The organism is Streptomyces sp. NPDC016309 (genome assembly GCF_043077235.1).
GTDB lineage: Bacteria > Actinomycetota > Actinomycetes > Streptomycetales > Streptomycetaceae > Streptomyces.
Genome location: NZ_JBIBSG010000009.1, coordinates 194,984 through 209,201, shown reverse-complemented (window position 1 = coordinate 209,201; position 14,218 = coordinate 194,984). Strand labels below are relative to the sequence as shown.

Annotated in this window: 15 protein-coding genes; 2 read left to right on the top strand and 13 right to left on the bottom strand. The window is 74.1% G+C overall.

What is annotated here, in order from left to right:
• Positions 1-136: 136 nt before the first annotated feature.
• From pepN to ACF068_RS23470, 3 genes are all read right to left on the bottom strand, one after another.
• Positions 137-2,647 carry an aminopeptidase N gene (gene pepN / locus ACF068_RS23480; protein ID WP_392276241.1) on the bottom strand — a complete coding sequence of 837 codons (2,511 nt, stop codon included), beginning with the start codon at positions 2,645-2,647 and terminating at the stop codon, positions 137-139.
• Positions 2,648-2,717: 70 nt separating this feature from the next.
• A complete protein-coding gene (locus ACF068_RS23475) occupies positions 2,718-3,035 on the bottom strand; it encodes a chorismate mutase (RefSeq protein WP_392276240.1) in 318 nt (105 codons plus the stop codon).
• A gap of 11 nt (positions 3,036-3,046) precedes the next feature.
• Positions 3,047-3,934, bottom strand: a complete 888-nt coding sequence (locus ACF068_RS23470; RefSeq protein ID WP_392276239.1) for a helix-turn-helix domain-containing protein — start codon at positions 3,932-3,934, stop codon at positions 3,047-3,049.
• Between the two features lie 114 nt (positions 3,935-4,048).
• On the opposite strand from ACF068_RS23470, the gene ACF068_RS23465 reads away from it, so the two are divergent.
• A complete protein-coding gene (locus ACF068_RS23465) occupies positions 4,049-5,803 on the top strand; it encodes a beta-galactosidase family protein (RefSeq protein ID WP_392276238.1) in 1,755 nt (584 codons plus the stop codon).
• 101 nt (positions 5,804-5,904) lie between these two features.
• Here ACF068_RS23465 and ACF068_RS23460 read toward each other — a convergent pair whose 3' ends face one another.
• Entirely contained in the window at positions 5,905-6,726 is an 822-nt protein-coding gene (locus ACF068_RS23460; protein ID WP_392276237.1) for a S1 family peptidase, read from the bottom strand.
• Between the two features lie 222 nt (positions 6,727-6,948).
• On the opposite strand from ACF068_RS23460, the gene ACF068_RS23455 reads away from it, so the two are divergent.
• Complete coding sequence (locus ACF068_RS23455; RefSeq protein WP_392276236.1) at positions 6,949-7,872, top strand: hypothetical protein; 924 nt, start codon at positions 6,949-6,951, stop codon at positions 7,870-7,872.
• 29 nt (positions 7,873-7,901) lie between these two features.
• Here the strand turns inward: ACF068_RS23455 and ACF068_RS23450 are convergent, their stop codons facing one another.
• The 9 genes from ACF068_RS23450 to ACF068_RS23410 form a co-directional block, all read right to left on the bottom strand.
• Positions 7,902-8,183: a barstar family protein gene (locus ACF068_RS23450; protein WP_392276235.1), complete on the bottom strand. Its 282-nt coding sequence runs from the start codon at positions 8,181-8,183 to the stop codon at positions 7,902-7,904.
• Positions 8,184-8,196: 13 nt separating this feature from the next.
• Positions 8,197-8,610, bottom strand: a complete 414-nt coding sequence (locus ACF068_RS23445; RefSeq protein ID WP_392276234.1) for a ribonuclease domain-containing protein — start codon at positions 8,608-8,610, stop codon at positions 8,197-8,199.
• A 247-nt stretch (positions 8,611-8,857) separates the two neighbouring features.
• On the bottom strand, positions 8,858-10,438 hold the full coding sequence (locus tag ACF068_RS23440; RefSeq protein WP_392276233.1) for a DEAD/DEAH box helicase: 1,581 nt from the start codon (positions 10,436-10,438) through the stop codon (positions 8,858-8,860).
• Between the two features lie 104 nt (positions 10,439-10,542).
• The gene (locus ACF068_RS23435; protein WP_005318814.1) at positions 10,543-10,746 is read right to left on the bottom strand and encodes a cold-shock protein; all 204 of its coding nucleotides are present in this window, start codon (positions 10,744-10,746) and stop codon (positions 10,543-10,545) included.
• A 236-nt stretch (positions 10,747-10,982) separates the two neighbouring features.
• Positions 10,983-11,414 carry a hypothetical protein gene (locus ACF068_RS23430; RefSeq protein ID WP_392276232.1) on the bottom strand — a complete coding sequence of 144 codons (432 nt, stop codon included), beginning with the start codon at positions 11,412-11,414 and terminating at the stop codon, positions 10,983-10,985.
• A 95-nt stretch (positions 11,415-11,509) separates the two neighbouring features.
• Positions 11,510-12,067, bottom strand: a complete 558-nt coding sequence (locus ACF068_RS23425; protein ID WP_392276231.1) for a HutD family protein — start codon at positions 12,065-12,067, stop codon at positions 11,510-11,512.
• Positions 12,064-12,780, bottom strand: coding sequence for a VWA domain-containing protein (locus ACF068_RS23420; protein ID WP_392276230.1), 717 nt, complete (start codon positions 12,778-12,780; stop codon positions 12,064-12,066). The genes ACF068_RS23425 and ACF068_RS23420 overlap by 4 nt, the downstream gene beginning before the upstream one ends.
• 161 nt (positions 12,781-12,941) lie before the next feature.
• Positions 12,942-13,802, bottom strand: coding sequence for an inositol monophosphatase family protein (locus ACF068_RS23415; protein ID WP_392276229.1), 861 nt, complete (start codon positions 13,800-13,802; stop codon positions 12,942-12,944).
• Entirely contained in the window at positions 13,783-13,971 is a 189-nt protein-coding gene (locus ACF068_RS23410) for a hypothetical protein (RefSeq protein ID WP_392276228.1), read from the bottom strand. Before ACF068_RS23410 ends, ACF068_RS23415 begins: the two co-directional genes overlap by 20 nt.
• Positions 13,972-14,218 lie beyond the last annotated feature (247 nt).

Genomic DNA, 14,218 nt, shown 5'->3' with positions numbered 1-14,218 from the left:
AGCCACGGCCGGGTGTTTCCGGGGCCTCCGGTGCCCGCGGGTGGCCGCCCGGAGTGGGCGCCGGGGGCGGGCCGGGGCGGTTCCGGGGCGGGCGGGGTGGCCCGCCCGGGCCGGGTGGCCCGGGCGGGGGGCCGGGTCAGGCCTTGCGCACCGCGAGGGCGCGGCGGAGGTCGTCGATCTGGTCGACGAGCTTGCGGCGGAGCGCCGGGAGGAGGGCGTCGGACGCCAGGTGCTGTTCGGCGAGGCGGAGGTGCGCGGCGTCGACGGCGTGGGCGGGGAAGGCGTACCGGCCGGCCGCGTCGGCGATCGCGGGGCCCCGGCGGTCGGCGAGCGCGGTGGCGTCCGGGTAGAAGCGGGGCACGTACTCGCGCACGAGGTCGGCCTGCTCCGGCTGCCAGAAGCCCTGGGCGGTCGCGGTGAACAGGTAGTTGGACAGGGTGTCGGAGGTGAACATCCGCTCCCAGGCGGCCGCCTTCGCCTCGGGGGTGGGCAGGGCGGCACGGCAGCGCGCGGCGCCCTCCTCGCCGGTGGCGCTGGCGTCGCGGTCGAGTTCGGCGGCGATGGCGGCCTCGTCGGTGGCGCCGAGGACGGCGAGCCGGCCCAGGATGCGCCAGCGCAGCTCGGGGTCGAGTTCGGGGCCGCCGGGGACGCCGCCCTCGTCGAGCCAGCCGTGGAGGGTGCCGTGCCGGTCGGTGGCGTCGATGTAGTGGCGTACGGCGGTGAGGCGCAGGCCCGGGTCCTTGCCGTCCTCGGTGCGGCGGATGAGGTCGCGGGTGAGGTCGGTGAGCAGGGCGAGCGCGCCGGGGCGGGCGTCGGCGGGGAGGTACCGGTCGGCGATGTGGGCGGCGGCGAAGCCGAGGACGCCCTGGACGATCGCGAGGTCCTTCTCCTCCGGCAGGTGGGCGCGGGCGGTCTCCAGGTAGGCGAGGGGTTCGAGCTCGCCGTCGCGGACCATGTCGCGCAGGGAGTTCCACACGACGGCCCGGGTGAGGGGGTCGGGGATGCCGGAGAGGGCGCGCAGGGCGCATTCCAGGGAGTGCTCGTCGAGGCGGATCTTGGCGTAGGTGTGGTCGCCGTGGTTGAGGACGATCAGTGCCGGGCGGGGGCCGGGGAGGTTCGCCGGGGTGTCCTGGGGGACGTCGAGTTCCAGGCGGTCGCGGAGGACGAGGCGCCTGCCGTCGGCGAAGTCCCGGTCGTAGACGCCGGCGGCGACGCGGTGGGGGCGGCTGCCGGTGCGGGTGACCGTGAGGGTGCCGGCGCCCTGGTCGTACCGCGGGGTGAGGGTGTCGACGCCGGTGGTGCGCAGCCACTGCCCGGCCCATCCGCGGACGTCGCGCTCGGTCGCGGAGGCGAGGTTGTCGATGAAGTCGGCGAGGGTGGCGTTGCCGAACCGGTGCCGGGCGAAGTGGGCGTTGATGCCGGCGAGGAACTCCTTCTCCCCCATCCAGGCGACGAGCTGGCGCAGCGCGGAGGCGCCCTTGGCGTAGGAGATGCCGTCGAAGTTGAGCATCGCGGAGGCGGTGTCGGGGACGGCGTCGGGGTCCGGGGCGACGGGGTGGGTGGAGGGGCGCTGGTCGGCGTCGTACCCCCAGGCCTTGCGGGCGATCCCGAAGTCGATCCAGGTGTCGGGGTAGCGGCTGGTGGCCTCGTTGATGATCTGGTAGCCCATGTACTCGGCGAAGGACTCGTTCAGCCAGATGTCGTCCCACCACTTGAGGGTGACGAGGTCGCCGAACCACATGTGGGCCATCTCGTGGGCGATGACCATGGCGCGGGTCTGGCGTTCGGTGACGGTGACGGCGGAGCGGTAGACGAACTCGTCGCGGAAGGTGACGAGGCCGGGGTTCTCCATGGCGCCGGAGTTGAACTCGGGGACGAAGGCCTGGTCGTACGAGTCGAAGGGGTACGGCTCGTCGAACTTCTCGTGGTACCGGTCGAAGCACTGCCGGGTGACCTCGAGGATCTCGTCGGCGTCGGCGTCGAGGTGGGGGGCGAGGGAGCGGCGGCAGTGGATGCCGAAGGGCAGTCCGGCGTGCCGGGTGCGGACGGAGTGCCAGGGGCCGGCGGCGACGGCGACGAGGTAGGTGGAGATCGGCGGGGTGGGGGCGGCCTGCCAGCGGCCGTCGCCCTGGTGGGTGGTGATGCCGTTGGCGAGGACGGTCCAGCCGTGGGGGGCGGTGACGGCGACCTCGAAGACGGCCTTGAGGTCGGGCTGGTCGAAGGCGGCGAAGACGCGCTGGACGTCCTCCATGAACATCTGGGTGTAGACGTACGTCTCGCCGTCGCTGGGGTCGGTGAAGCGGTGCATGCCCTCGCCGGTGCGGGAGTAGCGCATGGCGGCGTCGATGCGGAGGGTGTGCTCGCCCTCGGTGAGGGTGAGGGGGAGCCGGTTGTCGGTGAGGCTCTCGGGGTCGAGGGGGTCGCCGTCGAGGGTGACGGAGCGGAGGGTGGCCGGCTTGAGCTCGACGAAGGTGGTCCCGGCGGTGCGGGCGGTGAAGTGGATGACGGTGGTGGAGTCGAAGGTCTCTTCCCCGCGCTCCGCCGCGGGGGTCCCCGCACCGGTGGTCAGGTCGAGGTCGACCGTGTACCGGTGGACGTCGAGGAGCTGGGCTCGGGTCTGCGCTTCGTCGCGCGTCAGTACGGGCATGGGGCCATGCTGCCCGATGGGGTGGGGGCGGGGCACGGGTGTTCATCTCAGGGCTGAGCGGAGGGCCTTCTCAGGCGGTCCGTGAGCCGCCCGCGATCGTCTCGTGGTGGCGGATGACCTCGGCGATGATGAAGTTCAGCAGCTTCTCGGCGAACGCCGGGTCGAGGTTGGCGCTCTCCGCGAGCTGCCGCAGCCGGGCGATCTGGCGGGCCTCGCGGGCCGGGTCGGCCGGGGGCAGGTGGTGGCGGGCCTTGAGGTGGCCGACCTGCTGGGTGCACTTGAAGCGCTCGGCCAGCATGTGGACGACCGCCGCGTCGATGTTGTCGATGCTTTCGCGCAGCCGGTTCAGCTCGGCGCGTACGGAGTCGTCGGTCTCGCTGGTGCTCATGGGCAGCGAGCTTAGACGTGTCCGGTGACGATCGTCGGAGGGTGTTCGGCATCCGGGATCCGGGTGCTCCAGCCGCCCGGTACGGTGCGCCCCTGCTGCTCCCGGAAGCGGACGGGGGCGGTGCCGACACGGCGGGTGAAGAGGCGGGAGAAGTACGCGGGGTCGTCGTAGCCGACGCGGCGCGCGACGGCGGCGACGGGCAGCTCGGTGCCGGTGAGGAGCTCCTTGGCCCGTCCGAGCCGGATGCCGAGCAGGAAGTCCTTGGGGCTGCACCCGGCGCTCCGGCGCACCGCGGTGCGCAGTTCGGCGGGGGTCATGCCGTGCCGGGCGGCGTGTTCGGCGACCGACAGGGGCTGGAAGGCGTCGCGGGCGAGGGCCTCCAGGACGGGGTCGCCGTCGGCGTTGGTGTCGGCGCGGGCCCGGCGCAGGGTGACGAGCAGTTCGTGGACGGCGGCGGAGGTCTCGACCTCCAGGAGCGGGTTGCCGCGCCGGGCGGCGCGGGCGACCCGGCGGATGACGGAGCGGGCGGGGCCGGCGTCGGTGAGGGGGACGACCGGGCGGCCGGGTTCTATGTAGCCGAGTTCGGTGTAGGTGGAGGTGACCGGTCCGGTGAAGTCGACGAAGCCCTCGTCCCAGCCGGTGGCGGGGTCGGGGGCGTAGTGGTGGGGTACGCCGGGGGTGAGCCAGAGCAGGGCCGGTGCGGTGACGGTGGTGCGCCGGCCGTCGGGGTGCCGGTACCAGCCGGCGCCCGCGCCGATGACGACGGCGACGTGGTGGTCGAGGGTGCGGGGGCCGACGGTGGGCAGGGTGCCGTGCTGGAGGCCGACGCCGAGGCAGACGAGTCCGAGCCGCCGGTGGAGCGGGCCGGGGGTGAAGAAGCGCATCCAGGTGTGGTACATCCCGCGTCCTCCCGGAGGTCGTCGCGTCCAACCAGTGCTGATCTTTGTCCATGGACCGGCCGGCCGCCAGGGGGCGACAGTGGGGCGCGGTGGCCGACCGGGAGGCGGGGGAACATGGCGGTGTTCACGGTGGGTGAGCGGGACTTCCTGCTGGACGGCAGGCCGGTGCGGCTGCTGTCGGGGGCGATGCACTACTTCCGGGTGCACGAGGAGCAGTGGGGCCACCGGCTGGCGATGCTGCGGGCGATGGGCCTGAACTGCGTGGAGACGTACGTCCCCTGGAATCTGCACGAGCCGGAGCCGGGCCGGTACCGGGACGTGGGCGCGCCGGGGCGGTTCCTGGACGCGGCGCGGGAGGCGGGGTTGTGGGTGATCGTGCGGCCGGGCCCGTACGTGTGCGCCGAGTGGGACAACGGGGGGCTGCCGCACTGGCTGACCGGGCGGGTGGGGCGGCGGGTGCGGACGGGGGACGCCGAGTACCTGCGGCACGTCGGCCGCTGGTTCCGCACCCTGCTGCCGCAGGTGGTGGCGCGCCAGGTGGACCGGGGCGGTCCGGTGGTCATGGTGCAGGTGGAGAACGAGTACGGGAGTTACGGCTCGGACCGGGGCCATCTGCGCCGTCTGGCGGACCTGCTGGAGGCGTGCGGGGTGGCCGTGCCGTTGTGCACGTCGGACGGGCCGGAGGACCACATGCTGACGGGCGGGTCCCTGCCGGGCGTGACGGCCGCGGTGAACTTCGGTTCGGGGGCGCGGGAGGCGTTCGGGGTGCTGCGCCGGCACCGGCCGCGCGGGCCGTTGATGTGCATGGAGTTCTGGTGCGGCTGGTTCGACCACTGGGGTGCGGAGGGCGCCGGGCGGGAGGCGGAGGAGGCGGCCGCGGCGCTGGCGGAGGTGCTGGAGAGCGGGGCGTCGGTCAATGTCTACATGGCGCACGGGGGCACCAGCTTCGGCGGGTGGGCGGGGGCGAACCGGGCCGGGCCCCTGCACGACGGGGCGCTGCGGGCGACGGTGACGTCGTACGACTACGGGGCGCCGGTCGACGAGGCGGGGTTGCCGACGGCGAAGTTCTGGGCGTTCCGGGCGGTGCTGGAGCGGTACGCGGAGGGCCCGCTGCCGCCGGTTCCGGCACCGCCGGTGCGGCTGGCGGGGCCGGTGGGGGCGGTGCTGGGCGAGTGGGCGCCGCCGGAGACGGTGCTGGAGGTGCTGGGCGACGAGGAGCGGTACGGGCCGGTGCCGCCGTCCTTCGAGGAGCTGGGGGTGGACCGGGGCGTGGTCCGCTACCGGGTGGAGGTGCCGGGGCCGAGGCGGCCGTACCCGTTGTCGGTGTCGGGGCTGCGGGACCGGGCGGTGGTGTACGTGGACGGTGTGCGGGCGGGGGTCCTGGCGGCGGAGGACGCGGTGCTGCCGGAGCCGGTGGCGGGGCCGGCGGTGGTGGACCTGTGGGTGGAGTCGCTGGGGCGGGTCGGTTACGGGCCGCGGCTCGGGGAGGCCAAGGGCGTCACGGGCGGGGTGCTGCACGAGCGCCAGTACCTGCACGGGGTGTGGGCGCGGGGGCTGCGGGTGGACGCCTTCACGGCGGGCGGGGTGGCGAAGGTGCCGTTCACGCCGGTGGCGGGGGGCGGTGCGGGGCCGGGCGCGCCGGGACTGTACCGGGGGGTGGTGGAGGTGGCCGGCGCGGGGGACGCGGCGCTGGAACTGCCCGGCTGGACGCGGGGGTTCGTGTGGCTGAACGGGTTCTGCCTGGGGCGTTACTGGGCGGTGGGGCCGCAGGAGTCGCTGTTCGTGCCGGGTCCCGTGGTGCGGGAGGGGGCGAACGAGGTGTGGGTGCTGGAGCTGGAGGGCGCCGGGACGTCCGTACGGCTGGTGTAGCGGACGGGGTGCCGGTGGGCGCACGGGCGCGGGCGGCTCCGGGCGGGCCTGCGCGCGCTGGAGGGGGCGGGCCCCGCCGGGCCCGCCCCCCGGGGCCGGTCCTAGAGTGTCGCCGCCGCGGACTTGATGGCGGAGGCGAAGGTGGACACCTCGGTGTACACGCCGGGGTAGTCGGGGCGGGCGCAGCCCTGGCCCCAGCTCACGATGCCGACCTGGATCCAGGCTCCGGCGCTGTCACGCCGGAACATGGGGCCGCCGGAGTCGCCCTGGCAGGTGTCGACGCCGCCCTGCGGGTATCCGGCGCATATCTCCTCGCTGGGGACGAGGTCGGTGCCGTACGACTGCTTGCAGGTGGCGTCCGAGACGAACGGCACGGTGGCCTTGCGCAGGTAGCGCTGCTGGGCGCCGCCCTCGCGGGTGGCGCCCCAGCCGGCGACGGTGAAGGTGCCGGTGTTGTACGTGGTGGTGGTGGCGATGTTGAGGGTGGGCTGGTTGATCGGCTGGGCGAGCTTGATGAGGGCCCAGTCCTTGCCCTTGCCGTTGTAGCCGGGCGCCTGGAGGACCTTGGTGGAGCGGACCTTGATGGCGCTGGAGCTCTGGAGGTCGACGACACCGGCGGTGGCGGTGATGCCGGTGTTGTTGCCGGAGCCGCTGACGCAGTGGGCGGCGGTCAGCACGATCTGCGGGGTGAGCAGGGAGCCGCCGCAGCCCATGGAGAGCCTGACCATCCACGGGAATTCGCCCTGCGCGGCCTGTGTCCCGCCGACGACCGGCTGGGGGGCGGCGGAGGCGGAGGAGGGCTGGAGGCTGACGGCGGCGAGGACGACGGCGCCGGCGGCGGCGCATCTCTTGAGGGTGCGAAGGATGTTCAACTGTCTGCCTTTCGTGGGGGGTTGAGAACGTGCGCGCACGACGGGGACCATGTCCCGGGCAGCTCTATGACATGGGCCCGTCAAGGCGTGATCCGGATTATCCGGAGCCTGCCGGAGGGACCACAAGGCCGCGTTTTCGGCCATCACCCGCCCTCCCGGCGGCCCGCGGCCGGCCCCGCCGACGGTCGCCGGACCACCCGTCCGGGGCGGGCACCCGGCCCGGACGGGCGCTTACAGTGGAGGAGGGTCGACGTCGCACATGGGGGTAGGGACGTGGCGAACGGCAGCGAGGTCGTGCACGGCTACCCGCACCTCGACACCGTGCGGGCGGCGATCACCGCCCTGTACCGGCGGCTCACCCAGGAGGGGCTGTACGCGTACGCCGGCAGCGTCGCCCCCGCCGACGTGTGCTTCGCCGACGACGACGACCTCCACCTGGGCGCCCAGCGGGTGGCCCACGCGCTGGTGCAGCAACTGCGGCTGCCGGACGCCCGGGTGATCGTCAGCTTCCGGGAGATGACGCACGCGGCGAGCGTCGAACTGGCGTCGGGACCCGAGTACTTCATCGAGCTCAACGACCGGTTCCGCACACACCGCCGGGACATCGGCGCGGCCCTCGCCCATGAGATCACCCATGTGCTGCTGCACCGGCTCGGCCTGAGTTTCCCCGGCACGCGGGACAACGAGATCCTGACCGACACCGCCACCACGTACCTGGGCGCCGGCTGGCTGCTGCTGGACGCGTACCGCGAGGACGGGGTGTCGAGCCAGAAGCTGGGCTACCTCACCCCGGAGGAGTTCGGGTACGTGCTGGCCAAGCGGGCCCTGGCCTTCGGGGAGGACCCGTCGCCGTGGTTCACCAGCCCGCAGGCGTACGTCGCGTACACCGGCGGCCGCGCGGTGGCGCTGGACGACGGGCGCCGGCCTCCGCTGACGGCGGCGGGCCGCGCGGGCCGCCGCCGCTACGCCAGGGACCGGCGTCACGCCCAGGACCACCCGGGGGCGGTCACCGGCGTCTCGTACGCCTTCGACGGTGGCGGCAGCGGCAGCGGCGACGGCGACAGCGACGGGCGGGGCACCGGGCTGCGGGTGTCGTTCCCGTGCCCCACCTGTCAGCAGCGCATCCGGATCCCCGTGCGGGGAAGGGTGCGGGCGCGCTGCGGGCTGTGCCGGACCGTGCTGGAGTGCGACACCTGACGACCGCGCGGCTCCCGCCGTGCCCGGTCTCAGCGGAGCCGGAGCGCCCCCGGGGCCCTCTCCTCCATGATCTCCACCAGCTCGGCGAAGAGGGCCCGCCCGAGCGTGCGGCGGGCGGCCTCGTGGTCGCGCCACTCGAAGACGAAGTCGCCGTCCTCGGGGGTGCCGAAGCCGCCGCTCAGACAGTCCGCGAACGCGTCGAGGTTGCGGCCGAAGTAGCCGCCGGGGCCGTTGACCGCTTCGCCGACGGCCCGCCAGAAGCCGGCCGGTCCGGTGATCCGGCGGCCCTCGATCACGTACACGGTCGCCATGGGAACGGCCCGGTCAGCAACCGTGGTCGACGAGGTCGAAGGACTCGTAGTGGTCGGCGGTGTAGTAGTCCTCCCGCCCGGCGTCGCCGGTGACGATGCGGCGCGCGCCCCGCGTGTCGGAGCCGGGGGTGACGACGGTGTACTCGTGGTAGTAGCCGCTGGTCCGGCTGGGCAGGACGCGTTCGCGGTTCTGGAAGACGGTGCCGTCCTGGGGGTACGGGTAGGGGCCGCCGCCCTCGATGAGGCGAAGGGTGTCGTGCGCCTGGGAGGGCAGCGCGGAGTAGCAGATGTCGCCCACGGCCGTGGCGACGGGCGCGGAGGCGGGGGCGGTGGCCGGTGCGGGAGCGGCCGTGGCCGGTCCGGCGACGAGGGAGGACAGCAGCGCCGCGGCGCCGCCGAGCAGGGTGAGGCGTGGGGGGATTCGCATACGCCGATGATGACGCGTGTAGATGTGTGCACGTCAACGCCAAGTGGCGGGAATTCCCCGGACGTTGACGCCTTGGACACGTAGGGGGCGAGATGGTGAACGTTTCCCCCCTCCCTCAGCCCTCCCGCTCTCCCGTCCGGTGGTACGACTCCGGCCCGCCCCCGGCCGGTGCCCGGGCCCGTCCCGGCGGACCGGGAGGGGCGGGGCGGGGCCGGCGGGGGCGGGCCGGAGTGTGGAGGGCTGTCCGTCAGGCGGCGCTGCGGCGACCGCCGCGCGCGGCGGGGCGACCGGTGCCGGCGCCCGTGCCGGAGCCCGAGGCGGTGCGGCGCCGGCGGGAGGCCCCCGCCTGCGTGCTCGCCGCACCGGCGGTCGCCGTGCCGGTGCCGGTGCCCTGGCCGCTGCGGCGGGGGCGGCGGCGTCGGCCGGGCTTGTCGGAGGGCTGCGCGGCGGGCCGGGCCGGCTGCGGGACCTCGATGGTGACCGGTATTCCGGACGGCTCCCGGGCACCGGTGAGGCGGGCCAGTTCCTCGTCCGACGACTTCACGCGGGCGGCCCGCGGCGTGATGCCCGCGTGGGACATCAGCCGGCTCATGTCGCGCTTCTGCTCGGGCAGGACGAGGGTGACGACGCTGCCGGACTCGCCCGCGCGGGCGGTACGGCCACCGCGGTGCAGGTAGTCCTTGTGGTCGGTGGGCGGGTCGACGTTCACGACGAGGTCGAGGTCGTCGACGTGGATGCCACGGGCCGCCACATTGGTCGCCACGAGCGCGGTGACCTGGCCGTTCTTGAACTGGTCCAGGGTCCGGTTGCGCTGCGGCTGCGAACGGCCGCCGTGCAGGCCCGCCGCGCGCACACCGCTGGCGAGGAGCCGCTTGACCAGCCGGTCCACCGCACGCTTGGTGTCCAGGAAGAGGATCACCCGGCCGTCCCGGGCCGCGATGCGGGTGGTGACGGCCTTCTTGTCGGTCTCGTCGGCGACGTACAGCAGGTGGTGCTCCATGGTGGAGACCGCGCCCGCCGAGGGGTCGACCGAGTGGACGACGGGGTCGGTGAGGAACATCCGCACCAGCCGGTCGATGTTCTTGTCCAGGGTGGCCGAGAACAGCATCCGCTGGCCGTCCGGCTCGACCTGCTTCAGCAGGGCGGTGACCTGCGGCAGGAAGCCCATGTCGGCCATCTGGTCGGCCTCGTCGAGGACGGTGACCGACACCTGGTCGAGGCGGCAGTCGCCGCGCTCGATCAGGTCCTTGAGGCGGCCGGGGGTGGCGACCAGGATCTCGGCGCCGCGGCGCAGCGCGCCCGACTGCCGGCTGATCGACATGCCGCCGACGACAGTGGCGATCCGGAGCTGCACGGAGGTCGCGTACGGGGTGAGGGCGTCGGTCACCTGCTGCGCCAGCTCACGCGTGGGGACCAGGACCATGCCGAGCGGGGCCTTGGGCTCGGCGCGGCGGCCGGCGGTGCGGGCGAGCAGAGCGAGGCCGAAGGCGAGGGTCTTGCCGGAGCCGGTGCGGCCGCGGCCCAGGATGTCGCGGCCGGCGAGGGAGTTCGGCAGGGTCGCGGCCTGGATCGGGAACGGCTCGGTGACGCCCTGGGCGGTGAGCGTCTTCAGGAGGGCGGCCGGCATGTCGAGGTCGTCGAAGGCCGCGGCCGGGGGCAGCGCGGGGGTGGCCGTCTCCGGCAGGGTGAATTCGCGCGGGGGCGCGACGGGGGCGCGGTTGCCGGCGCCGCGGGCGGGTGCCTTGCCGTTGCCGGAGCGGGCGGCATTCACGTTCGCGGACCGCGCGGGACGCTTACGGGCGGGGCGTTCGGGTCGAGTCGTCGTCATACATTGCCTTCCTTGGGCCTGAGCACAGCACAAGCCGGGACCCGCACCTGCGACTGCTCGGTGCGGGTCCCGGCTGCGAGATACCGGTGCTGCGTATCCGGTGATCAGGCGGGGAGGATGTTCTCCGCCTGGGGGCCCTTCTGGCCCTGCGTGACGTCGAAGGTCACCTTCTGGCCTTCCTGGAGCTCACGGAAGCCCGAGGTGGCGATGTTGGAGTAGTGGGCGAAGACGTCGGCGCCGCCGCCGTCCTGCTCGATGAAGCCGAAGCCCTTTTCCGAGTTGAACCACTTCACGGTACCGGTGGCCATAATTATCTCCTGATGGTGTCGGGGCCCCATCCGGAGAAAGCCGGTAAAACAATAATGCGCCTGAGGAACATTCCCGTCAGGCGCACATAAAGTTCATGGGTACCAAAACTGCAACGTGAACAACCGTAGCACACCATCCCGGGGACCCGTCCGCAACAGGGCGCGCCATGGACCGCCGTCCCCGTCACAGCCCTTCCCCGCCGTGCCGGTGCGGGGCACGGCGGGGCGGGGTGAGGTCAGAGGGTGGACGGGTTGTACGGGTTGAAGCCGGTGTACCGGGTCTCGCACTGGTCGGCGGTCCCGGGGTGCTCACGGCACACGGTGAGGGTGACGCTCTTGATGCCGCTGGGGTCCGTCGCCCGGATGCCGCGGAAGTCGGCGGTCGTGCCGCAGCCGCGGGTGTTGTGCCGGGCGTCCGAGGCGAGGGTGGTGCCGGAGCCGGTGCGGATGGTGAGGGTGGCGTAGAGGGAGCGGTCGTCGCACGTCTGGTCGGCGACCGCGAGGGTGGCGTCCCGGAACGAGTCGCGGTCCAGCCACGTCACCTGGATCCGGGTGCGGTCTCCCCAGCTCGTGGTGATGTCGCCACTGGACGTGGACGCCCAGCCCGGTCCGGCGGCCGCGAGCGTGAGCGCGGTCGTGGTGGCGGCGACGAAGATCGGACGGTACATGTGCGTGTCTCCTGTGCGGTGGGCCGGCCCCGAGGGCAGCCCTACCCGCCGGGCCCGGCCGTTCACGAGGGGCCGGGCACAATCACACGGCCGGCTCAGCCCGTCCGGCCGAGCGTGACGACCGCCGCGTACCCCTGCGTACGCAGGAGGGGAGCGGGCGCGTCCAGCCGCGCCGCGTCGTACCGTCCCAGCCGGACGCCCGCCACCTCCGCCGGACCGTCCAGGGCCACCACGAGCACCGTGGTGTCCGGCGGGACCGCGACGGGCAGAGCGCCCCGTACCACCGCGACGGCCGCCGCGACCGCCCCGCGCCGGTGCATCACGTTCAGGTTGACCACGGGCCCCGCCAGGAGCCGCCCGCCGGTCGGGACGTCACCGGGGAAGGGCACCGGACGGTACCGCTCCGCGCGCAGGGGCCGGCCGCCGGCGTCGAGGTCCATGCCGGCACCGGCCACGACCGTGAGGATCCGGTCCGTACCGGGAAAGGTCGAGAACGACCCGTCGGCGGCGACGTCCGCGAGGCTGACCCGCCACGTGAAGCCCTCGGTCCCGGCGTTCTCCGGGAGGGCGGCGACCTCCCGGGTGACGCCGCCCCCGTTCTTCCACGGCACGGCCGTCCGGCCGGCCGCCCGCAGCACCCGTACGCCCGTCACCGCACGATGCCCTGGGCGCGGGCGGCGGCGAGCCAGGCGGGGAACTCGGCGACCAGCCGGTCGTACAGCTCGGCGTCCGGGACGCGGCGCGGGTCGGTGCCCGCGTGGAAGAAGCCCGCGTTGTCGACCCGGCGCCTGGCGGGCACGGCCAGCTCGTCGAGCTTGCGGAGGAACTCGAACTGGCGGCTGCCCGGGTCGCCGAAGCCGATGAACTGCCAGAAGAGCGGCAGCTCGGCGGCCTTGCAGAGGTAGCGCTCGGCGGCGAGCTTGTTGATCGGGCCGCCGTCCGTCTGGAAGACGACCAGCGCCGGGGCGGTGGCGCCGCTGTCCAGGTAGTGGTCGATGACCGCGTCCATGGCCAGGTGGTAGCTGGTCTTCCCCATGTGGCCGAGACCCGCCACGATCCGGTCGATCCGGCCCCGGTGGTCGTCGAGCGCGATCTCGGTCTCGGCGTCGACGTCGGTGGAGAAGAAGACCACCGGGACGCGCCCGTCGTCGTCGAGGTTCGCCGACAGGCCCAGCACCCGGTCGGCCAGGGCCTGGACACTGCCGTCCGCGTAGTACGGCTTCATCGATCCGGAGTAGTCGACGACCAGGTACACCGCCGCCCGCTCACCGTCCAGTCCGTGCTTGCGCAGCGAGACGCCCGCGCTTCGGTAGAGGCTGACCAGGGCGGGGGCGGTCTCCTGGACCTTGTGCAAGCTGACCGGCATACGAGGAGACTATGCGACCGCGTCACAGCTCCTCGCCCAGCGGGAGCCGGCGCACCCCCGGGAGGAACGCGTCCAACTCCCCCGGCGGGAACCGGCACATGCCCACCACGTGCCAGAACTCGCCGGCGACGGTGGCGGCGACGGTGGCGCTGGCGGCGACGTCATGACGGCGGGGTGCCCCGCAGCGCGGCGGCGACCGTTTCGAGGACGTACGTCAGGGTCTCCGCGCGGGCGGCGACGAAGCTGCGCCCGCTGTCGGGGCCGTTGAACCGGGGCCGGAAGGGGGCGCCCCGCAGGGTGCGCAGTTCCGCGCCGGCCTCGGCGGCGAGCAGCGCGCCCGGGGGCAGGTCGACGCCCTCGGCGCGGTAGCCGACGAACCCGTCGATGGTGCCGCGGGCCAGCAGGCTCCAGCCCAGCAGCGGCGCCCACAGTTGCAGGACGCGCCGGCAGCGCCGTTCCAGGCCGCCGCGCAGCGCGGTCGCCGTGCGGTCGGCGCGGTCCACGGCGTGGCCCTGGGTCCAGGCGAGCACGGGTCCCGGTCCCGGGAGGGTGCTGCGCGGCCCCCGCAGCCGGAGCCCGTCGTCGTCGTGGGCGCCCTGGCCGGTGACGGCGTGCCAGGTCCGGTTGGTGACGGGTTCGTGGACGACGCCCACGACGGGGATGTCCCCGACGCACAGCCCGATGCCGACGACGTACGCCGGGAGGCCGATCGCCACGTTGTTGCGGCCGTCCAGCGGGTCGACCAGCCAGGTGCGGCCGTTGCCGTTGTCGAGGAGCCCCGCTTCCTCGGAGAGGATCCGGTCGTGCGGGAAGTGGTGCCGCAGCCGGGTGAGGATCAGCTCCTCGGCGGCCAGGTCCAGGTCGGTCACCACGTCGCCGTGCGTGCCTTTGGTCCGTAGCGTCCGGGCGTCGGCGAAGTGGCCGCGCAGCAGGCGTCCGGTCGCCTCGGCCGCGGCGACGGCCACCCGGCGTTCGGCGGCGAACGGGGGGCGTCGGCCGGTGTCAGGCGCGGCGTTCCGCATGGGTCCTCCCCAGGGCCGTGCGTACGGCCCGCATGGTCGCCTCGGTGCCGTACGTCCGGCGGACGGTGCGGCGGGGTGGCCCGTCGAGCGGGCCGGGGGACGGGTCCCGGCCGCCGGGCAGGGACCGTCCGAGGACGAGGGTGGCGGCGGTCCGGCCGGGTGTCACCACGGTGGTGGGGAACTCGCCCGCGCCGAGCGCGTACGTGGGCGCTCCCCCTCCCCCGATCCGTAGGCGATCGTAGGAGACGCGGGGCGCCGCCCGACAGGGCGCACGCGGCGCACAAGGGCGCAGCGCCTGCCACGGTCCGGTCGGGGACACGGCAGGCGCTGCTGTGTTCCGCACGCCGTTGTACGGGACGTCTCTGGGGGCCCGCGCCCGGTGAGGGGGGCGCGGCCGGTGATACGCCGACTCTACC